Below are 19,230 nucleotides of genomic sequence, written 5' to 3'. Positions count from 1 at the left end.
ATTAATGAGACACATTAGAGTGCAAGCGATAACAACGACAGGCTGTAGTCGGAGACTGCCCCGTTGAAGAGTTATGAGACATGAGGAGTAAGCCGCGATAACCGTCGAATACACCCTCGGCACCCTGGCAGCCTGCGCCTTCGCGGTGATCCTCTACAAGGTGATCACCAGCCCCACCGTCCAGAACGGCCTGTCAGCAGTGATCCGCAAAGCCCTGGACACGACCTTCTGATGCGCCCGCCCCGCGACGCCGGCTACGCCACCGTCGAAGCCGCCCTGGCCATCCCCAGCCTGCTCCTCCTGACGCTCGCCCTGGCCGGTCTCCTCGCCGGCATGGCCGCCCAGATCCGCTGCCTCGACGCCGCCCGCCTCGGCGCCCGCGCCGTCGCCCGCGGCGAACCCCCCGACGCCGTCCAGACCGCCATCAGCCAAGCCTCGCCCGGCAGCACGACCCGTATCACGACCACCGCCGGCCTGATCCACGTCGCGGTCAGCACCCCGGTCGCGCCCCTGGCGATCCTGCACGCCTTCACGGTGCACGCCGAAGCCGTGGAAGCAGACGAAGCCACTACCGCCGACGCCGCACCCGACATCCCATGACAGCCGCTCACGACTGCGGGTCGGCGACCACCGGCGGGCCGGCCGAACCGTCGTCCCGCAGCGATCGCGGCTCGGCGACGATCTACGCCGCGCTCCTGGCCGGTCTACTGACCGCTGTCACCGCGGGGATGCTCGCCCTCGGCTCGGCGGTCCTCGCCCGCCATCGGGCCGGGGCCGCCGCCGATCTGGCGGCGTTGAGCGCCGCGGTCCACGCCGACGCCGGGGAAGCGGCCTGTGACTGGGCCCGGCGCGTCGTCGCCGCCCAGCACGCCGGCCTGGTCAGCTGTGCCTGCGACGGCGCGGTTTGTGTTGTCCGGGCGGCCGTCGGGACGCCATGGGGCTCCACCGCCGTGACGAGCCGTGCCGGTCCCGTCGAGGATTCCGTGGGAGGAGACGCTCCCACCGCTCCTGCCGCCCCCGCTGCCCGATTCGTGCGCGCCACCGGTCTCGCCCCGCGTCCGGAACCGAACCGCGTCCGCCTCGACCCAGCGGCTGCGCTGTGTCGAGGCTCTACCCCACCCGTCCCATCCGCCCCACTCGTTCTCCTCCTCGGTATCCGCTTCCTCGGCGAAGCCGAGCCACACGCTGGGGCGTCGGCGGCGGGATGCCAGTTCGGCGCAGCGTTCGCCGGAGCGGTGGATGCCTATGCGCAGGAGCCAGATCGCGACCAGGAAGAGCCAGCCGAATATCGCGCCGGTGACGAAGACCTGGGCCGTGGTGGTCTGGACGGCTATGCCGAGGAAGGTCAGGTGGTCCTCGCCGCCGCTGGAGGCGACGACGCCGGTGGCGATCATCACGACCAGGCTGATCAGGCCCAGCGCTACGGCGATCATCGCGGGGCGCCTTTCGGGGTGGGGGTCGTGCCCGGCGGCGATCAGGGCCAGCGGTTGGCGGGGCTGTCCCGGCGGTGGGAGGGCGAGTCGAGGTCGCGGCCGTCGCGGGCGCGGTGCGCGCGGCTGTCGAGGTCGTCGTGGGCGCCGGCGCGGCTGTCGCCCTCGTGCCAGCGGCCCACCGGTTCGTTGTCGCTGTCGTCGTCGAGGATCCAGACGGTGTCGCGGTCCATGCGGGCGCGGCGCCAGAGCAGGACGCCGACCGCACCGGCGGCGCCCAGGACCATCAGGCCCATCGGGGCCCGTCCGCGGCGGGCGGCGGTGGTCACGGTCGCCATGGGCACCACCGAGGCGACGCGGGCCATGGGGCCGCGGCGGGGGACGCCGTGGCGGAGGATCTGCCAGGCCGCGGCGGTGCGCTGCGCGGCCTCGGCGGCGAAGGGGCGGGCCCGGTCGGCCACGGTGGAGGCGGCGGCCGAGGCGCGGTCGGCGGCCTCGTGGGCGGCCAGGGCGGCACGGTCCGCCACAACGTGGGCGGCGTCCTGGGTCGCGCCGGCGGCGGTCAGGGCCGCTCCCCGCGCCGACGCGGCCGCCGTGGTGGCGGCGCCGGACAGCGTGGTCGCGGCGTCCGCGGTGCGGCCCTGGACAGCACAGCGCACGCGCTCCGCGCGGCTCGGCTCCTGGTGGCGGAACGGCATCCTCATCGTCGGGCTCCCTCGTATCGCCTGTTCACCGCTGCCCGGCGGCCCCGTCGGGCAGCGCCGCCGGAAGCAGGGTCGACCTGGCAAGCGGCTCGAGATCGTGCCTGCCCGGCCCGGCGACCGGACAACCTCACGGAGGGCCATTGGGGCTACCCGGAGCGTGAGGCGACCGCCATGCAAGGATGGAGAGCGTCCATACGCCAGAAACCGAAAGGCAACCGACTGTGGCCGAGAACCTGTTCGCCACCATCAAGACCAACCTCGGTGACATCACCGTGCGTCTGTTCCCGGACTACGCGCCGAAGACCGTCGCGAACTTCGTGGGGCTGGCGGAGGGCTCCAAGGAGTGGACGCACCCCGAGACCCAGGTGAAGTCCACCACCCCGCTGTACAACGGCACGATCTTCCACCGGGTGATCCCGGGCTTCATGATCCAGGGCGGCGACCCGCTCGGCCAGGGCTTCGGCGGCCCCGGCTACGTCTTCGACGACGAGCCGCACCCGGACCAGACCTTCAACGACCGGGACTACCTGCTGGCCATGGCCAACGCGGGGATCCGGGGCGGGCGCGGCACCAACGGCTCGCAGTTCTTCATCACCGTGCCGACGCCGCGCCGTCCGACCCACCTGAACGGCAAGCACACGATCTTCGGCGAGGTCGCGGACGACGCCAGCCGCAAGGTCGTGGACGCCATCTCCACCGTTCCCACCGGTGCGCAGGACCGGCCGGTGCAGCCGGTCGTCATCGACTCGATCACGATCGAGCGCCGCGAGGGCTGAGCCGGAGCGCGGGGTGCGGAGGAAACTCCGCACCCCGCGCGTTCGTTTCCCCTACATTCGACAATCGGCGGATCGAACCCGGAACCTGCCCACCCGTCTCCCGCCGCCGCCCGTTGAGGGGACGCTTCGCGTCGCAGTATCAACCGAAGGATCACCGTGACGATGCCGCCAAGCAGCTCCGGCAGCCAGTCCGCGCCCGTGACCGACCTCCCCGTCTGCTACCGGCACCCGGGGCGCGAGGCCCACATCCGGTGCAACCGCTGCAACCGCCGCATCTGCCCGGAGTGCATGGTCCCGGCGTCGGTCGGGTTCCAGTGCCCCGACTGCGTGCGCGGCGGCAACCAGCAGGTGCGCCAGGCCCGGACGCCGTTCGGCGCGGTGCTGCGGCCCCGGGTGGTCCCGGTGGTCACCTACAGCCTGATCGCCCTGAACTTCGTGATGTTCGGGCTCCAGCACATCGTCGGCACCTCGCAGGTCGGCGTGCTGGGCGGCGGTGTGGTCGAGGTCAACACCCTGGACATGCGGCTGGAGCTGATCGCCAAGGCGCACTGGGTGGACGGCGAGCCGATAGGCGTGGCGAACGGCGAGTGGTACCGGCTGGTCACGTCCATGTTCCTGCACGCGAACGTGGTGCACATCGCGTCCAACATGATCTCGCTGTTCTTCATCGGCCCGCTGCTCGAGACGCTGCTGGGCCGGCTCCGCTTCCTCCTGGTCTACCTGGTCGGCGGCCTGGCCGGCGCGGTCACCTCGTACCTGTTCATGACCCCGCAGAGCCCGCCCAGCCTGGGCGCCTCGGGCGCCATCTCCGCGGTGTTCGGCTGCCTGGTGGTGATCGGGCTGCGGCGCCGGATCCTGGACCCGGGGATGATCATGGTGGTGCTGATCATCAACATCGTCATCCCGATCCAGAACACCAGCATCGACTGGCGGGACCACGTCGGGGGCGCGGTGGCCGGCGCGGTGATCGGGGCCGTCTACGCCTTCGCCCCGGAGCTGATCCGGGCGTTCGGGAAGGCCACGGCGCCACGCGAACAGCAGACCCGGCTGCTGAACGTCCTCGGCTTCGGCACCATGGCCCTGGTGCTGGTGCTGTCCGTGGCGGCCGCGGCCGTGCACACCTCGCACCTGAACGACCCCGCCAACCGTACGCGCACTCTTGACGACGCGGCGCGCACACCAGCGGTGACCAGGGTCGTCACCGACCCCCCGCCGAGTTATCCACAGGCTGTGGGCACTTATCCACACTGGGGATAAGCCTGTGGATGTTGTGTTAGGGGCCGGGCACTCACCCTGGGTGACCGCCGGACGGAAAGCCGGCGTTCAGAAACCGGCTACTTCCACTTCATCGACGTGATGAACCCGGTGATGATCAGCCCGAAGCCGACGGCCATGTTCCAGCCGTGCAGCTGCGGCACCGGGTACTTCATGTCCGACAGGTAGTAGACCACTATCCACAGCAGGCCGAGCACGAAGCAGCCGATCATCAGCGGCAGCACCACGCGGTTGCCGGTGTCGAGCTTGATGGGCTGCTTCTTGTCCGGCGGCGGGGTGTACGCGGCCTTCTTGCGGACCTTCGACTCGGGCACGGTTCCACTCCTGGATTCGTCGGCTGCCGCACCCCTCGCTCGGGCATGCGACGGTGCGTGTCCGATAGCGTATCCGCCATGGCGTCAGGGCGCGATCAGCTGGACGAACCCGCGGGGCCGGCGGACGCCGGCCCCACCCCCGGGCGGCGCTCCCGGGTGGCCTGGCACACCGGGGTGGTCCTGGTCTTCGCCCTGGCCGGCGGGCTGTTCATGACGGCCCGGGACACCGCCAACGGGCAGGGCGACATCCGTCCCGACCGGCTCTCCCAGCTCTCCGACGTCATCCGGACCCAGAACACCCACAACCGGCAGCTCACCGACCAGGTGGCGGCGCAGCGCGCGGACCTGGACGCGCTGACCCGGGGTCAGGCCGCGGACTCCCGGGTGAAGGCCGCCCAGGCCCAGGTCGACGCGCTGTCCGGCGCGGCCGCGCTGACGCCGGTCTCCGGCTCCGGGCTGACCGTGACCCTGAACGACGCGCCGCCCAACGCCCAGCCCGCCGCCGGCGCCGCCGCGCCGCAGCCGGACTGGCTGATCATCCACCAGCAGGACGTCCAGGCCGTGGTCAACGCGCTGTGGGCGGGCGGCGCCACCGGGATCCAGCTGATGGACCAGCGGATGATCAACACCTCGGCGGTGCGCTGTGTCGGCAACACGCTGCTGCTGCAGGGCCGGGTCTACTCCCCGCCGTACGTCATCACCGCGGTCGGCGACCCCGCCAAGCTGCGCACCGCGCTGATGGCGGCCCCCGCCGTGCAGACGTATCTGGAGTACGTCACCGCCTACGGCCTCGGCTGGGACGTCCGGGCCCGCGATCGGGTGACGCTGCCGGGCTACACCGGGCCGCTCGACGTGTCGCACGCCACCGTGGTGCCCTGATTCCGACAAAATGGCGGAATGTGGGCTGAACGAGCACGGCTGACGTCACGGACCGTCGGGGAGTTCCTGATCACGCTCGGGGTCGTGCTGTTCCTGTTCTGCGCCTACCAGCTCTTCTACACCAACGTGGTCGCCGACGACGCCATGCGCACCGAGGTCTCCGACCTGCACGAACAGTGGGCCGCGCAGTCCCCGGCGCCCCGGAGCGCGGCGCCGAGGACGCCGGGGCCGTTCGACAGCGCGGACAGCGAGGGCCATCCCGGCGCGGCGTTCGCGATCCTGCACATCCCGCGTCTGGGCGACAGATCGATCCCGGTGCTCCAGGGCACCGGCCTGGACCTGCTGTCCCGCGGCGTGGGGCACTACAAGGACTCGGTCATGCCGGGACAGGTGGGCAACTTCGCGATCGCCGGACACCGCAAGACGCACGGCGAGCCGTTCCGCTACCTCGACCAGATGCGGTCCGGCGACCTCATCGTGGTGGAGACCGCCGACACCTGGTTCACGTACCGGGCCGACCGCGATCCGTTCATCGTCGATCCGACCGACCTCGCGGTGGTCGGGCCGGTCCCGGACCAGCCGGGCCGCAAACCGACACAGGCGCTGATCACGCTGACCACCTGCAACCCCTGGTGGGCGTCCACGCAGCGGATGATCGTCACGGGCACCCTGGTCTCCCGGCAGCCGCGGGCCGAAGGCGCGCCGCCGGCGCTGACCGTGAACGCCCCCAGGTTCCAATAAGACTCTGGTAGAACCTCATAGGAACCTCTATAGAGGACTCTGGAGAGATCTGGAGTGAAGGGAGTAGGCGATGTACGCGTTTCTGTGGCGGCACCTTCCAGGGCCCGTCTACGTGAAGGTGCTCATCGCCGCCGCCGCGCTGGCCCTCGTCGTGGTGCTCCTGTTCGGCTGGATCTTCCCGTGGATCGAGCCGCTGATGCCGTTCAGCGGGAACACGGTCTCGCAGTAGGAGTCCGCCGCCTGCGGGTAGGCTCACGGCATGGCAGCGCGGATCCTGGTCGTCGACAACTACGACAGCTTCGTCTACAACCTCGTGCAGTACCTGTACCAGCTCGGTGCGGAGTGCGAGGTGGTGCGCAACGACGCGATCGGCGTCGAGGCCGCGCACGACTACGACGGCGTCCTGCTGTCGCCCGGCCCGGGCACCCCCGAGGAGGCCGGCGTCTGCGTGAAGATGGTCGGCTACGCCGCCGAGCACCGGATCCCGGTCTTCGGCGTCTGCCTCGGCCTGCAGTCGATCGCCGTCGCGTACGGCGCGGTGGTCGGCCGCGCCCCGGAGCTGCTGCACGGCAAGACCAGCCTGGTGACCCACGACGGCCTGGGCGTCTTCGCCGGCGTGCCCGACCCGTTCACCGCCACCCGCTACCACTCGCTGGCCATCGAGCCGGACACGCTGCCCGCCGAGCTGACGGTCACCGCGCGGACCGAGACCGGGGTCATCATGGGCATCCGGCACCGCGAGCTGCCGATCGAGGCGGTGCAGTTCCACCCCGAGTCGGTGCTGACCGAGGGCGGACACCGGATGCTCGCGAACTGGCTCGCGGTGTGTGGGGACGCCGGCGCCGTCGAGCGGTCGGCCGGACTGGCGCCGGTGGTCATCGCCGCGGCGAACTGAGTGAGCAGCCTCCAGCAGCCGCTCCAGGAGCGGAACGCATAAGAGAACAAATAAGAGGACAAAGCAGAAGCCCCGCGTGGAAGTCTCCACGCGGGGCTTCGCTATAGCGATCCCTCCCGGCTGATCACCCGCCACCCTTCTTGGTGGTGGTCGGGCTGCTCGGGCACCCGAAGATGTTGCCGATCTGGCAGGTGGGGTTGGTGTTGTTCGGCGTCGAGGTCGGCGACGTCGGCGTGCCCGGCGTCGAGCAGTCCTGCTGCTGCGGGTCGCACTGCTGGCTCGACGGCGTGGTCGGCGGCGGCGCCGGGGCCGGCGCCACGTACACGAAGATCACCTGGTCGGTGTTGTACTGCCCGTCCGGCTGGCTGATCCGGGTCACCGTGCCGGCCGCCAGGTTGTTGGGGTTCGTGGACTCCGTCTTCGTCTGGACGTTGGTGAAGCCCATCCCCTTGATCTGGGTGACGACCGCGTCGCCCGGCTGGCCGATGAAGTTCGCGGTGCCGGACAGCGTGGCCTTGTTCTTGCCGGTGGAGACGATCCAGCCGATGTGCACCTTGTCGACCTGGATGTTCTTCTGGCCCGCCAGTGACACCTGGCCGCCGTTGGAGCCGTCGAACACGTCGATGATCTTCCCGGCCGGGACCTTGTCGTCGGCCTGCGGGATGATGATCGGCTGCGACAGGTCGAACTTCGCCCCGCCCAACGTCGCCTTCAGGGCGTTCTCGTCCATCTTGTTCAGCTGCGGCTTGTCCGGCACGGCGCCGTACAGCGGGCCGAGGGACAGGCAGTAGGTGATCGGACCCGGCTTCTTGAAGTCGCTCGGCGCGGGGGACTGCGCGATGATCGTGTCCTTCGCGTTCGCGTGCTTGTCGCTGTCGCTCACGCCGGTGCAGTCCGTGCCGTTGCCGGTCAGGGACCAGCCCTGGTTCTCCGGCTGGGCCAGCATCGCCTGCGCCTGCTGGAAGTTCTTGATCCCGACCCCGAAGTCCGGCACCTGCTTGGAGCCGTTGTTCCCGCCGGACTTCAGCAGCGACTTGGCCAGCAGGATCGCCGCGATCACGGCCGCGACCCCGGCCACCGCCAGCACGATGTACCCGGTCTTGCCGCTCTTCTCCGGTTCCGGGGGGCGGCGCGGCTCGGTACGGCGCGGCGGCCCGGCCGGCGGACGCCCGCCGTCGTTGTAGTCGTCGTCGTAGCGGGAGGGCGCGGCGCCGGGCTGCTGGTAGGCGGCCGTCGGGTTCTCGACCGCGGGCATGGCCCGGGTCTGGCCGACCGCGGCCGCCGCGCCGACCTGGCGCGGGTCCAGCCGCTGGGTCGGCATGTTGGCCGCGCCCAGCACCGTGGTCTGCGCCTCGGTCGGCCGGCCGTCCAGGACCCGCTCGATGTCGGCGCGCATCTCGGTGGCCGACTGGTAGCGCTGGTCGGCGCTCTTGGCGAGCGACTTCAGCACCACGGCGTCGATCGCCGGGGTGACCTCCGGGTCGTAGGACGACGGCGGCAGCGGCTCCTCGCGCACGTGCTGGTAGGCCACCGCGACCGGGGAGTCGCCGACGAACGGCGGACGCCCGGTGAGCAGCTCGTACATCAGGCAGCCGGTGGAGTACAGGTCGCTGCGGGCGTCCACGGTCTCGCCCTTGGCCTGCTCCGGCGACAGGTACTGCGCGGTGCCGATGACCGCGGCGGTCTGCGTCATCGTCATGCCGTTGTCGGCCATGGCCCGGGCGATGCCGAAGTCCATCACCTTCACGGTGCCGGACCGGGTCAGCATGATGTTCGCGGGCTTGATGTCGCGGTGGATGATGCCGTTGCGGTGCGAGTAGTCCAGGGCCTGCAGCACGCCGGCGGTGATCTCCAGCGCGCGCTCGGGCAGCAGCCGGCGGCCGGAGTGCAGCAGGTCGCGCAGCGTGGAGCCGTCGGCGTACTCCATCACGATGTACGGGACTGAGACGCCGTTCTCGAAGTCCTCGCCGGTGTCGTAGATGGCCACGATCGCCGGGTGGTTGAGCGAGGCGGCGGACTGCGCCTCGCGCCGGAACCGCGCCTGGAACGTGGGATCCCGGGACAGGTCGGCGCGCAGGGTCTTGACGGCGACCGTGCGGCCCAGGCGGGTGTCCCGGGCCATGAAGACCTCGGCCATCCCGCCGCGGCCCAGTACGGCGCCGAGCTCGTACCTGCCCCCGAGCCGTCGCGGCTGTTCCGCGCCGGGGTAGGTTCCGGACATCTCATCGCTCCAGCTCATCGAACGCCGCCCAGGCGGGAGACGGTCTGAAATCGGTCCCAGTCGAAAACTTGCTTCCGGCAGTATCCCCCGAACCCGCTCCGGCGCCAGACCCGTCACCGGAAACCGCTCCCAGCACGGTACCTGGCGCTACGCGCCGTGCGCGGTCGGCCACGACGCGTGCCGCAGCGGGTGCGGCGTCAGTGCTTGCCCACCCCCAGCGCCGCCTCCTCGACCGCCTTCGCGACCGGTCCGGCGTAGTCGTGGCCGCTGATGCTGTCCCGGAGGTTCGGGTTGTCGGTCTTGATCATCACCGCGACCGCGACGCTCTTCCCGTTCATGGTGGCGTAGGAGACGTACCAGGCCAGCGGGTTCTGGCCGGTGCCGCGCTGCGCGGTACCGGTCTTGGCCCCCACCTTGGCGCCCTCGATGCCCAGGCCGGAGCCGGTCCCGTTGGTCACCACGTTCTGCATCATGTCGTCCAGCATGGCCGCGGTCTGCGGGCTGACCGCCTGGCTGAGCAGGTGCTGGTGGTCCTTGCCCTGATAGGTGACGTGACCGTTCGGTGCGGTCTCCTTGTCCACCAGGTAGGGCTGCATGATCTTGCCGTCGTTGGCCACCGCGGCCGCTATCATCGCCGCCTGCAGCGGGGTGAGCGAGGTGTCGCCCTGGCCGACCGAGGCCTGGGCCAGGCCCAGCTGGTCGTTCCCGAGCTTGTCGGCCGGGAAGGTGGAGGAGACCACGGGCAGCGGGATCTTCAGACCGGGGTTGTTGAAGCCGAACCGTCCGGCGTAGTCGGCTATCGTCTGGGCGCCGAGCTGGGCGCCGACGTAACCGTAGACCGAGTTGCACGAGGCGGCCAGCGCCGCCTTCAGGTCGGTGCCGGGACAGTCGTCCTTGTTCTCGTTGACCAGGGTGTAGCCGGTGCTGTTCGCCGGGTACTGGTGCGCGTTCGCCCCGGTCGGGTCAGTCTCGGTGAACTTGCCGGTGTCCAGAGCCGCCGCCGCGGTGATCACCTTGAACACCGACCCGGGCGGGTAGAGCTCCTGGGTCGCGTGGTTCAGGTTCGGCTTGGTCTTGTCGGCCTCCAGCGCCTTGCCCGCCGCCGACGCGGCGTCGCCGTCGTTGGAGGAGATGCCGTTGGGGTCGAAGGTCGGATTGGAGTACATCGCCAGGATCGCGCCGGTGGTCGGGTCCAGCGCCACCACCGAGCCCTCACGGCCCTTCATCGCGGTGATCGCGGCCTGCTGCACCGAGTTCTGCAGCGTGAGCTGGACGTCGCCGCCCTTCTTGGACTTGCCGGTCAGCGTGTCCATGAAGTTGGCCACCGACTCCGAGCTGTCCGTGCCCTGCAGGTACTTGTTGAGGATGAACTCGAGGTCCGTGGACCCGTAGCTGGGCGACTTGTAGCCGGTGATGTTGCCGTAGGCGCCGCCGAGCGGGTACGTGCGCTGGTACTTCAGCGTGATGCCACCGGAGAGCTTGGAGCCGGCGATCACGGTGCCGTCGGCGGTGGTGATCTGGCCGCGGGGGTAAGCGAACGCGTCGTAGACGGTGCGCATGTTGCCCGGGCGGGCCTTGTAGCTGTCGGCGTTCACCACCTGGAGGTAGTTCGAGCTGACCAGCAACGCGGTGATGAGCAGGAAGCAGAACAGCGCCACCCGCCTGATCGGCTGGTTCACGGGCCGTACCTCCGCTCCGCCGGACCCGGCCGGTCCGGCACCTCGCCCGGCGTGGCACCGGGCGCCGGGGTCGGCCGCGTCAGCTCGTCGTCTTCGTCGTCATCGAACGCCGGGGGGTAGGACTCCGCCGACCCCTTCTCCGGTTCCACGTTCCGGCCGGATGTGGCCTGGATCGCCTGGGTCGCCTCCGCGGCGCGCTGCGTCGTCTGCTCGCCGTAACCACGCGGCTGGGCCGGGACCGCCTGGGTGGGGTCCGAGGCGCCGGCGGTGCCGGCGGCGCCCGCCGGGCGGGTGGGCATCGCCTGCGTGGGGTCGGCCGCGCCGGGCGGCACCGGGCCGTTCAAGCCGTTCTGTCCAGCGTGACCCGGGTGGCTCTGATGGCTCGGGCTGTTCGGGGAGCCGGGGTTGTTCGGGTCCAGGCCGGCCCGGCTCAGGATGCCCTGCCCCAGCCCGGTGGCGCCGAGGCCGCTCTGGCCCGGCTTGCCCGCGCCGACCGGACCACCCGGACCACCCGGACCACCCGGACCGCCCGCGCCGGCCAGACCCGCGGCGGGGACCCCGCGCCGGCCGCCGCCGCCCGTGGTCGCCGGCATCCGCGAGGCGGCCGCCAGCCGCATCGAGCGCAGCTCCTCCTCGGTCAACGGGATGGCCGGCGGCAGCGGACGCCGGGCGGCGTCCGAGAGCCGGATCAGCAGCGCGATCACGACCCAGTTCGCGACCAGCGCCGAACCGCCGGCGGCCAGGAACGGCATCGGCAGACCGGTCAGCGGGATGACCCGCATGACGCCGCCGGCCGTGATGAACACCTGGAGCGCGAAGGTGGTGGCCAGGCCCGCGGCCAGCAGCTTGCCGTAGTTGTCGCGGATCAGCAGCGCGGTCTTGAAGCCGCGCATCACGATCAGCATGTAGACCAGCATCAGCGCGAACAGCCCGACCATGCCGAGCTCTTCGCCGACCGTGACCAGGATGAAGTCGGCGTTCTTGGCGAACCCGACCAGCCAAGGTCGGCCCTGGTCCAGGCCCTTGCCCCAGATCCCACCGGTGGCGAAGCCGTAGATGGACTGCGCGATCTGCGGCGAGGCCTTACTGCCCGGCTGCTCGGCGTCGAAGGGGTGCAGCCAGTTGTTCACGCGGGCCACGACGTGCGGGACCGTGGTGCCGATGACGAACGCGCCGACGAGGAACGCGGTGACGCCGATCGCCAGCCAGCTGGTCCGCTCGGTGGCGATGTACAGCAGCACCACGAACGCGCCGAAGAACATCAGCGAGACGCCGAGGTCGGTCTCGAAGATCAGGATGAGCATCGCCAGGACCCAGCAGACCGCGATCGGGCCGAGGTCGCGGCCGCGCGGGATGTTCAGCCCCAGCACCTTGCGCGAGGCCACCCGCAGCGCGTCGCGCTTGGCCATCAGGAACGCGGCGAAGAACGAGACCAGCAGCAGCTTGCCGAACTCGGCCGGCTGGATCGAGACGCCTCCGGGGAAGCGGACCCAGCTCTTGGCGCCGTTCGCGCCCGAGATCGACTCCGGCAGCATGGCCGGGATCGCCACCAGGAACAGCCCGCCGACCATGGAGATGTAGGCGTAGCGCTGCAGGACCTTGTGGTCCTTGATGAACAACAGGAAGCCCGCGAAGGCGATGATGCTCAGCGCGGTGAACATCAGCTGGTTCGTCGTCGACCCGTGCGGCGGCGTGTGGAACTTCACCGGGTTGGCCGCGTGCAGCGCCTGGAAGTGTTCCTTGTCGTAGACGTCCAGGCGGTAGATCAGGACCAGGCCCATGCCGTTGAGGAAGATGGCCAACGGCAGGAACAGCGGGTCGGCGTACGGTGCGGCGTACCGGATGAGCCCGTTGGCCACCAGCACCACGGCCGCCAGGCCCGCGCCGTAGCCCCACATGCCGGCTGGCACGTTGCCGTTGTCGGCCAGGCCCACATTGGCGTACGCGAACATGACGATCCCGACCGCGAACAGGCTCAGCCCGAGCTCGGTGTTGCGGCGCTTCGGGATCGAGGGTTCTTCCGGCCGGGGCGGGGCGGCTGACGTCGACACTACTGAGGACCGTCCGTTGTTCCGGCGCAATACGCCTGCATCTGCGACTCACCGCCGGTCGGCGGCTGCGTGTTCGAAGCCGACGACGACGGGGGGTTCGGGCTCTGAGGGGCGGCCGATCCGCTGTCGCCGCCGGTCGGCGGGGCGGTGGCGCTGCCGGTCGGCTGGCCCGTGGGCGCGCCGCCGTTCAGCGTGGAGCTCTGGGCCGGGTCGCCGACGATCGGCGCTCCGCCCTTGGACTCCGTCGAGACGGGCGCGGACGGGGAGGGGAGCTGGGCCGCCTTCTGCGGCTGGCCCTGCGCCTGCGTCTGCGCCTGGGACTGGGTCTGGATCTGGGTCGCCCCCGGGCCGTGGTGGAAGTCCGCGCAGGCCTTCGCGGCCGAGCGGTACTGCTCCAGGTATTTCAGCGCCGCGTCCTTGGAGCTGAAGGTGACGGTCTTGTTCAGATCGCCGCGCTTCTCGGCGGGCACGGACTTCAGCCACAGCGGACCCGCGGGCTGCCTCACCTCCGAGGCCAGGAAGGGCAGCTGTGTCGTGCCCTGGTACAGCAGCACCCAGTTGCCGTCCGCCGAGGGCTTCACGTAGTACTGACCCTGGCTGTAGACGTAGCCGCCGGTCGCGACGCCGGCCAGGACCACGACCACGGCACCACCGATGATCATGCCCTTCTTGCCGCGCTTGGTCCTGGGGGGACCGCCGGGACCGGGGAGCGGCTGGCCGTCCGGGCCCACGCCGTTGTCGCCGGAGCGGCGGCGGCTGTTCGCCTCGCCGCGCTGGCCGGGGACCGAGTCCAGCTCAGTGGTCTGAGCCGAGGGGTCGAACTGCGGCGGCATGGTGGCCAGCGGCGCGCCGGGATGCGGCTCCGGAGCTCCGGCGGCCTGCTGTTGCTGGTTGCCGCGGCGGGACCGCAGGCGGGCGGCACGGCCGGCCGGGTGGTTCTGCGGGAACTCGTCCTGCGGGCCGGATCCGCCCTGGCCGCCGGGCCCGCCGGCCGCGCCCTGGTTCGGGGACTGGAAGCGCGGCAGCCGCTCCACACCCTCGCTGGCCGCGCCCACCACCACCGGCGTCAGCGAGCCCAGCATCTGCGTGGACTCGTTCGGGCTGGCGCCCGGGATCACGCCGTCGTCCAGGGTGTCGGCGACGATGCAGGTGATGTTGTCCGGGCCGCCGGCCCGCAGCGCCAGCTCGATCAGCGCGTCCACGGCCTGCTGCGGGTCCTGGTACGCGGCCAGGGTCTCGGCCAGCGTCTCCTGGGAGACGAAACCCGACAGCCCGTCGGAGCACAGCAGGTAGCGGTCGCCGGCGTAGGCGTCGAAGGTGCCGATGTCCGCCTCGACCTGCGTGCGGCCGTCCAGGACGCGCATCAGCAGGGAGCGCTGCGGGTGGTGCCCGGCCTCCTCCTCGGTGATCCGGCCCTCGTCGATCAGGCGCTGCACCCAGGTGTGGTCCGCGGTCATCTGCTCCAGCAGGCCGTCGCGCAGCCGGTAGGCCCGGGAGTCGCCGACGTGCACCATGCCGAACCGGCCGCCGGACCACAGCATCGCGGTCAGCGTGGTGCCCATGCCCTCCAGCTCGGGGCGCTCGGCCACGATCGCGCGCAGCCGTTCGTTGGCGGCCACCACGGCGCCGCCGAGCAGCGCCAGGTCCGGCTCGCCGAAGGCCGGGTCGGGCGCGGAGTGCGGACCGGTCTCGTGCGCGGCGATGTCGTGCGTGGAGATGTGCAGGGTCTCCTCGGCCGCGGAGGCGTTGGGGCCGCCCGGACCGTTCGGGCCGCCGGGGCCGTTCGGACCCGGTTGGCCGCCGGGCCCGAGCACCTGCTGCTCGCCGGTGGCGGACAGGTCCCCGGCCCCGGACTGGTCGCCCGGCGACGCCGAGTCCAGCCGCGCCACCGTCGCCATCACCACGGCGCTGGCCAGCTCACCGGCCGCGGCGCCGCCCATGCCGTCGGCGATCGCCAGCAGGCGCGGGCCCGCGTAACCGGAGTCCTCGTTGCCCTCCCGGATCAGCCCGACATGGGAGCGGATCGCGTACCTGAGCACTAGAGCCATCTGGCACCTCTCCTTATCCCTATGCGCGCAACTCGAGCACGGTCTTGCCGATGCGGATCGGGACGCCGATCTGCGCCACGGTGGGCGCGTTCAGCTTGGTCTGCCCCAGGAAGGTGCCGTTGGTGGAGCCCAGGTCTTCGACGATCCACTGCCCTGAGGCGTCGGGGTAAAGCCGGGCGTGGCGGCTGGAGGCGTAGTCGTCGTCCAGCACGATGGTCGAGTCGTGGGCCCGGCCCATGGTGACCTGTTGGCCGCTGGTGATGTTCACCGTGGTGCCGGCCAGCGAGCCGCCGACCACCACCAGCCGGGTCGGGAGCGGGGGGCCGCCGCGCCGTTGACCGGGGCCGCCGGGGCCGCCGGGGCCGTCGCCGGGGCCGGCCGCGCCGGCCTGGCCGCGGACCGCGCCCGGGACGGCCACCGGCCGGGTCGTGGCGGCCGCGGCCTTCGCCGCCTTGGCCTGCCGGCGCTTGCTGGGCCGCGACCCGTACAGGTCGGAGCGCATGACCCCGACCGCCGAGAACACGAACAGCCACAGCAACACCAGGAAGGCGAGCCGGATCACCGTGAGGGTCAGCTGGGACATCGTCAGTCGGTCCTGTATCGGTCCTGTCGGCCTCAGCCCTGCTGCCGGAAGATGATGGTCGTGGTGCCCAGGTGGATGACCGAGCCGTCGCGCAGCGGAGCCTGCGTCACGTGCTGGTTGTCCACCACGATGCCGTTGGTGGAGCCCAGGTCCGAGACGTAGGACGGGGTGCCGATGCGGATCTCGGCGTGCCGCCGGGACACCGACGGGTCGTCGACCCGCAGGTCCACGTCCGTCCCGCGGCCCATGGTGGTGACCGGGCGGGTCAGCATGTGGCGGGCTCCGTTGATCTCCACCCAGCACTGGGTCTGGGGCGCGGGCTGCGGCGGCTGCTGCGGGGCGTATCCGGGCTGTTGCGGTCCGCCCCAGCCGGGCTGCGGCGGAGGCGGCTGGCCGTAGGGGTCGTACCCGCCCTGGCCCTGAGGCGCGCCCCAGCCGGGCTGGCCGCCCTGGGCCTGCGGCGGCTGCTGCGGGGCACCCCACGGCGTGGGCTGCGGCACCTGGTTCGGCGGCACGGGCTGCAGGCCGCCGGGACCCTGCGGACCGCCCGGGCCCTGCGGGCCACCGGGGCCCTGGGGGCCGCCCTGGTACGGAGGAGGCTGGCCATAGGGGTCGTAGCCCTGGGGCTCGCCTTGCATCGAGGACACGGGCACCACTCCTGCCAACGCCTGACTCTGGATCCGGAACATCCCCGTGTCGAGATCCGCCGCGCGCGCGAACTTCACCTCGACCGGTCCGACGAACATATAGCGTTGCTCGGCGCCGTACTCGCGCACGAGTTCGGCAAGCTCCGCGCCCAGGGGGCCGGCGTAGGTCGCCAGCCGCTCGTAGTCCACGCCGCCCAGCTCGACCGTGAAGTCGTTGGGCACCATGGTCCGACCCTGGCTGACCACGGCCGCCCGATCGTCGCACTCCCGCTGCAGCGCGGAGGCGATCTCCACCGGCTGCACCTCGGACTTGAATGCCTTGGCGAAGGCGCCGTTGACCAACCCTTCGATGCGTCGCTCGAACCGCTGTAGGACTCCCACGGACACCCCCTTCCGGCGCGCCAGCCTAGCGTTGACCGGCCTCGCAGACCATTCTGTCGTCCGGCACACCGGGCGGTGCGCCGTCGTCGTCGGACCCTCGGCCACGCGTCCCGTCCGCCGCCTGCGACATCCGGCCCGCGTGCCTGTTACGGATGAGATCGTAACCACCCCGTCCCCCGCTGCGTACCCACATCGCCACGAGATCAGCCGCTCGGCGGCGCCCACGCAGCTCAGCGACCCGGGTATCCGGGCGGGAGGCGAACGTCCTCTCGTCACAAGGACGTGCGACACCCCCGCCTGGTTCCACACACAGAGGTTCGAGATTAAAGGGCTTTCCCGGACGTACCGGGATGTGACGCGCGCTACTCCGGGGGCGGCGGCGATATTGGCAAGAGGGGCGTTCGCCGCGTGCTAATGTTTGTGCAGCAAGAGCGAGCGCGAGTGGCGGAATAGGCAGACGCGCACGGTTCAGGTCCGTGTGCCCGAAAGGGCGTGGGGGTTCAACTCCCCCCTCGCGCACTTGTGAAGGTCGAGTCCAGGCTCGGTTCCCACGGCGGAAGCCGTCAGGAACCGGGCCTGATCGCTTTTCCGGGCCGAGTCGGGGCTCCTTGGACCGTTCGTCGGCGTAGCGGCCACCGGCGAGGCCGCGGTGAGGGGCGGAACTCGCTCACGCAGCCTTGGTTCAGATGATTTTCGGCCTCGTCCAGGCGGCTTCGGGCAGGTCTTCGTCTTCCGCCCAGCCGGCCCGGAGTGCGCACAACCACGACGTCGACCGGCCGCGCGTAGGTCAGCAAGGCCGCAAGCCCGGGCTGGTCGGTGTCGATGGAAGCTGTGTCACGGCTTGGCTGTACCGGAAGTCGCCGACAAGACAGGGTTCTGGATCACCTGTTGTGGAACTACTTGTGAAACGCGACGTCCTGCGGCTCCGCTTCGGGGAGCCGCAGGACGCGGTGGTGTTCCACTTCTATGGAAGCGGGACGGGCGACCGGCTACTGGATTCTTCCGTGCACTGTGCGCGCGACGTCATTCATGACGCCGTCGCTCACGGCCACCCTGCCGCCGAAGACTTCGACGGCCACCAGCGAGTTCGCCCAGCCCGACAACTGGAACCGGGTCGAATCCGACAGCGCCCCGGGCTCGGTGATCAGCAACGGCATCCCGGCATTGGCCGCGTAGGCACCGCCCGTCAGTGCATCCGGGAAGGTCACGCTGGAGGCGACCCCGACACCTGTCGGCGCATGGCCGGTCACCTGAGCGATCACCCGGCCGACCGCCACGGCTGTGTCGTAGCGGGTCGGGCCCGACAGCGCCTTGTCGACCGTCTTGCCTGCCGTGTTCAAAGTGGCGACGGCGCGCTGCGCGAAGCCCCCGACCGGGTCGATCGCCGCGTGCGATTGAACGAAGGCCGCAGTCGCCGCGTCGAAGGTGTTGTCGTCGGACAGCACGATCGGCGCGTTCTCGACCGCGCCGAGCGGGCCTGCCGCCAGCGCGTCCGGGAAGTTCTGCCCCGTGGCCACGATCACGTGCGAGGTGTTCCCGAACGCGCCGGCCACCGCCAGCGCCGTGCCGTACCGGTCGCCGCCTTTGTAGCGGACCACGTGGTAGCCCGCGGCGCGTAGCCCGGACTCGATCGACGGGGACACCGCCGCGTCCCCGCCCAAGATGTAGACCGTCTTGTCCGGCGACGGGCCACCGGTCACCCGGGCGATCTCGGCGCTGGTCGCCGCGTCCATACCCTTTGGATCGGTCAACAGCAGCGGGCCGTGCACGTGCGCCGCCAGCGGCACCCCTGCCAACGCATCCGGTGCAGCGTCGCCGCGGGCCAGGACCACTGCGTTCGCGGTGCCGGCCTTCCACTGCGCCTGCGACACCATCCGCGCCGTCTCATAGCGGTCCCCACCGCCGATGCGATGCACCGCTGCCTGGCCCGGCGGGTTCGGCGTCGGGGTGGGGGTTGGTGTGGGGTTGCCGGTCGGGTAGTCGACGATGGCGGTTCGCATGGTCGTGAGACCGTCGAGCGACGCGTAGATCATGACCTCGGCGCCGGTGGCGGTTCCGGACCAGCCCGGCGAGGTGAGCGTCCCCTTCAGCGGGTTCTGCGGGTCGAGGGTGAGCACCTCGTTGAGCCCCGCGGTCAGCTTGGCACCCGGGGTCGAGCCGGTGGCGTCGATGTCGATGACCACGCTGCCATAGGCGTACCGGGCGGTGCCGCTGAACGTCAGCGCCGGGCCGGGAGTCACGATCTGGGTCCCGACCGGCACCGTGCCGAGCCAGACATGCGTCTGCGTCGAGCCGACGCCGTAACCGGTGACGTCGTCGATGAGCTCGACGCGCGGGACCGCAAAGCCCTCGTAAAGGTAGTTGGTGAACAGGCAGTCGGCACCGACCGCTGTCGGGGTCGGCAGCACGCGGGGATCAGCCGCGACCTGCTGGCCACAATCGAAGATGGCGTGCGTTCCGGCGGGCGGCGTGTAGGACAGGTGAACGAGCCCGGGATTGGCGCTGTCGATCGAAACCGACAGATCGATCGCCGGGCTCAAAGCCGTGGCAGCGTCTGCGGGCGCAGCTGCCGCCCAGGCAAGGCCGGCACCCGTAGCGAGCGTGGA

Annotated in this window: 16 protein-coding genes, 1 tRNA gene and 2 pseudogenes; 10 read left to right on the top strand and 9 right to left on the bottom strand. The window is 71.0% G+C overall.

From position 1 onward, the window contains the following. Positions 1-97: 97 nt before the first annotated feature. From ABD466_RS07165 to ABD466_RS07155, 3 genes and pseudogenes are all read left to right on the top strand, one after another. A complete protein-coding gene (locus ABD466_RS07165; protein WP_344656187.1) occupies positions 98-232 on the top strand; it encodes a DUF4244 domain-containing protein in 135 nt (44 codons plus the stop codon). Next, on the top strand, positions 232-600 hold the full coding sequence (locus tag ABD466_RS07160; RefSeq protein ID WP_344656141.1) for a TadE family type IV pilus minor pilin: 369 nt from the start codon (positions 232-234) through the stop codon (positions 598-600). Before ABD466_RS07165 ends, ABD466_RS07160 begins: the two co-directional genes overlap by 1 nt. Next, positions 597-911 (top strand): annotated as a pseudogene (locus ABD466_RS07155) (Rv3654c family TadE-like protein); the annotation flags it as partial. The gene ABD466_RS07160 and the pseudogene ABD466_RS07155, both read left to right, overlap by 4 nt. Before the next feature lie 563 nt (positions 912-1,474). On the opposite strand, the gene ABD466_RS07150 reads toward ABD466_RS07155, so the two are convergent. Continuing rightward, positions 1,475-2,134, bottom strand: a complete 660-nt coding sequence (locus ABD466_RS07150; protein WP_344656140.1) for a hypothetical protein — start codon at positions 2,132-2,134, stop codon at positions 1,475-1,477. A 179-nt stretch (positions 2,135-2,313) separates the two neighbouring features. Between ABD466_RS07150 and ABD466_RS07145 the strand changes: the two genes are divergently transcribed. Next, the gene (locus tag ABD466_RS07145) at positions 2,314-2,910 is read left to right on the top strand and encodes a peptidylprolyl isomerase (protein ID WP_344656139.1); all 597 of its coding nucleotides are present in this window, start codon (positions 2,314-2,316) and stop codon (positions 2,908-2,910) included. A gap of 162 nt (positions 2,911-3,072) precedes the next feature. Then, entirely contained in the window at positions 3,073-4,167 is a 1,095-nt protein-coding gene (locus ABD466_RS07140) for a rhomboid family intramembrane serine protease (RefSeq protein WP_344656186.1), read from the top strand. Positions 4,168-4,244: 77 nt separating this feature from the next. Here the strand turns inward: ABD466_RS07140 and crgA are convergent, their stop codons facing one another. Then, positions 4,245-4,499, bottom strand: coding sequence for a cell division protein CrgA (gene crgA, locus ABD466_RS07135; protein ID WP_344656138.1), 255 nt, complete (start codon positions 4,497-4,499; stop codon positions 4,245-4,247). Positions 4,500-4,577: 78 nt separating this feature from the next. Between crgA and ABD466_RS07130 the strand changes: the two genes are divergently transcribed. The 4 genes from ABD466_RS07130 to ABD466_RS07115 all read left to right on the top strand — a co-directional run bounded on the left by ABD466_RS07130 (position 4,578) and on the right by ABD466_RS07115 (position 7,014). Continuing rightward, a complete protein-coding gene (locus tag ABD466_RS07130) occupies positions 4,578-5,378 on the top strand; it encodes a DUF881 domain-containing protein (RefSeq protein WP_344656137.1) in 801 nt (266 codons plus the stop codon). Between the two features lie 18 nt (positions 5,379-5,396). After that, the gene (locus tag ABD466_RS07125; protein WP_344656136.1) at positions 5,397-6,119 is read left to right on the top strand and encodes a class E sortase; all 723 of its coding nucleotides are present in this window, start codon (positions 5,397-5,399) and stop codon (positions 6,117-6,119) included. A gap of 70 nt (positions 6,120-6,189) precedes the next feature. After that, complete coding sequence (locus ABD466_RS07120) at positions 6,190-6,348, top strand: hypothetical protein (RefSeq protein WP_344656135.1); 159 nt, start codon at positions 6,190-6,192, stop codon at positions 6,346-6,348. Between the two features lie 30 nt (positions 6,349-6,378). Then, positions 6,379-7,014, top strand: a complete 636-nt coding sequence (locus ABD466_RS07115) for an aminodeoxychorismate/anthranilate synthase component II (protein ID WP_344656134.1) — start codon at positions 6,379-6,381, stop codon at positions 7,012-7,014. A 124-nt stretch (positions 7,015-7,138) separates the two neighbouring features. On the opposite strand, the gene pknB is transcribed toward ABD466_RS07115, so the two are convergent. From pknB to ABD466_RS07085, 6 genes and pseudogenes are all read right to left on the bottom strand, one after another. After that, a complete protein-coding gene (gene pknB / locus ABD466_RS07110) occupies positions 7,139-9,235 on the bottom strand; it encodes a Stk1 family PASTA domain-containing Ser/Thr kinase (RefSeq protein ID WP_344656133.1) in 2,097 nt (698 codons plus the stop codon). A 197-nt stretch (positions 9,236-9,432) separates the two neighbouring features. Further along, a complete protein-coding gene (locus ABD466_RS07105) occupies positions 9,433-10,914 on the bottom strand; it encodes a penicillin-binding transpeptidase domain-containing protein (protein WP_344656132.1) in 1,482 nt (493 codons plus the stop codon). A 623-nt stretch (positions 10,915-11,537) separates the two neighbouring features. Then, a pseudogene (locus tag ABD466_RS07100) lies at positions 11,538-12,965 on the bottom strand (FtsW/RodA/SpoVE family cell cycle protein); the annotation flags it as partial. Next, a complete protein-coding gene (locus ABD466_RS07095) occupies positions 12,965-15,013 on the bottom strand; it encodes a PP2C family protein-serine/threonine phosphatase (protein ID WP_344656131.1) in 2,049 nt (682 codons plus the stop codon). The gene ABD466_RS07095 and the pseudogene ABD466_RS07100, both read right to left, overlap by 1 nt. Positions 15,014-15,032: 19 nt before the next feature. Next, a complete protein-coding gene (locus ABD466_RS07090; RefSeq protein WP_344656130.1) occupies positions 15,033-15,596 on the bottom strand; it encodes an FHA domain-containing protein FhaB/FipA in 564 nt (187 codons plus the stop codon). 32 nt (positions 15,597-15,628) lie between these two features. Further along, positions 15,629-16,624 carry an FHA domain-containing protein gene (locus ABD466_RS07085; RefSeq protein ID WP_344656129.1) on the bottom strand — a complete coding sequence of 332 codons (996 nt, stop codon included), beginning with the start codon at positions 16,622-16,624 and terminating at the stop codon, positions 15,629-15,631. Positions 16,625-17,059: 435 nt separating this feature from the next. Between ABD466_RS07085 and ABD466_RS07080 the strand changes: the two genes are divergently transcribed. Next, positions 17,060-17,143: transfer RNA gene (locus ABD466_RS07080), tRNA-Leu, on the top strand. Positions 17,144-17,613: 470 nt separating this feature from the next. Here the strand turns inward: ABD466_RS07080 and ABD466_RS07075 are convergent. Then, positions 17,614-19,032 carry a cell wall-binding repeat-containing protein gene (locus ABD466_RS07075; RefSeq protein WP_344656128.1) on the bottom strand — a complete coding sequence of 473 codons (1,419 nt, stop codon included), beginning with the start codon at positions 19,030-19,032 and terminating at the stop codon, positions 17,614-17,616. Positions 19,033-19,230: the final 198 nt, after the last annotated feature.

Source organism: Catenulispora subtropica, assembly GCF_039531675.1.
In the GTDB taxonomy this organism is placed as follows: Bacteria; Actinomycetota; Actinomycetes; order Streptomycetales; family Catenulisporaceae; genus Catenulispora; species Catenulispora subtropica.
Note: the sequence above shows the minus strand (reverse complement) of the source record. Positions and strands in the feature narration are given on the sequence as shown.

Excerpts from the sequence above, each read along its gene's own strand:
- ABD466_RS07160 (WP_344656141.1), top strand. The coding sequence starts at position 232 with ATGCGCCCGCCCCGCGACGCCGGCTACGCCACCGTCGAAGCCGCCCTG.
- ABD466_RS07150 (WP_344656140.1), bottom strand. The coding sequence starts at position 2,134 with ATGAGGATGCCGTTCCGCCACCAGGAGCCGAGCCGCGCGGAGCGCGTG.
- ABD466_RS07145 (WP_344656139.1), top strand. The coding sequence starts at position 2,314 with ATGGAGAGCGTCCATACGCCAGAAACCGAAAGGCAACCGACTGTGGCC.
- ABD466_RS07140 (WP_344656186.1), top strand. The coding sequence starts at position 3,073 with ATGCCGCCAAGCAGCTCCGGCAGCCAGTCCGCGCCCGTGACCGACCTC.
- ABD466_RS07130 (WP_344656137.1), top strand. The coding sequence starts at position 4,578 with ATGGCGTCAGGGCGCGATCAGCTGGACGAACCCGCGGGGCCGGCGGAC.
- ABD466_RS07125 (WP_344656136.1), top strand. The coding sequence starts at position 5,397 with ATGTGGGCTGAACGAGCACGGCTGACGTCACGGACCGTCGGGGAGTTC.
- ABD466_RS07120 (WP_344656135.1), top strand. The coding sequence starts at position 6,190 with ATGTACGCGTTTCTGTGGCGGCACCTTCCAGGGCCCGTCTACGTGAAG.
- ABD466_RS07115 (WP_344656134.1), top strand. The coding sequence starts at position 6,379 with ATGGCAGCGCGGATCCTGGTCGTCGACAACTACGACAGCTTCGTCTAC.
- pknB (WP_344656133.1), bottom strand. The coding sequence starts at position 9,235 with ATGTCCGGAACCTACCCCGGCGCGGAACAGCCGCGACGGCTCGGGGGC.
- ABD466_RS07095 (WP_344656131.1), bottom strand. The coding sequence starts at position 15,013 with ATGGCTCTAGTGCTCAGGTACGCGATCCGCTCCCATGTCGGGCTGATC.
- ABD466_RS07090 (WP_344656130.1), bottom strand. The coding sequence starts at position 15,596 with ATGTCCCAGCTGACCCTCACGGTGATCCGGCTCGCCTTCCTGGTGTTG.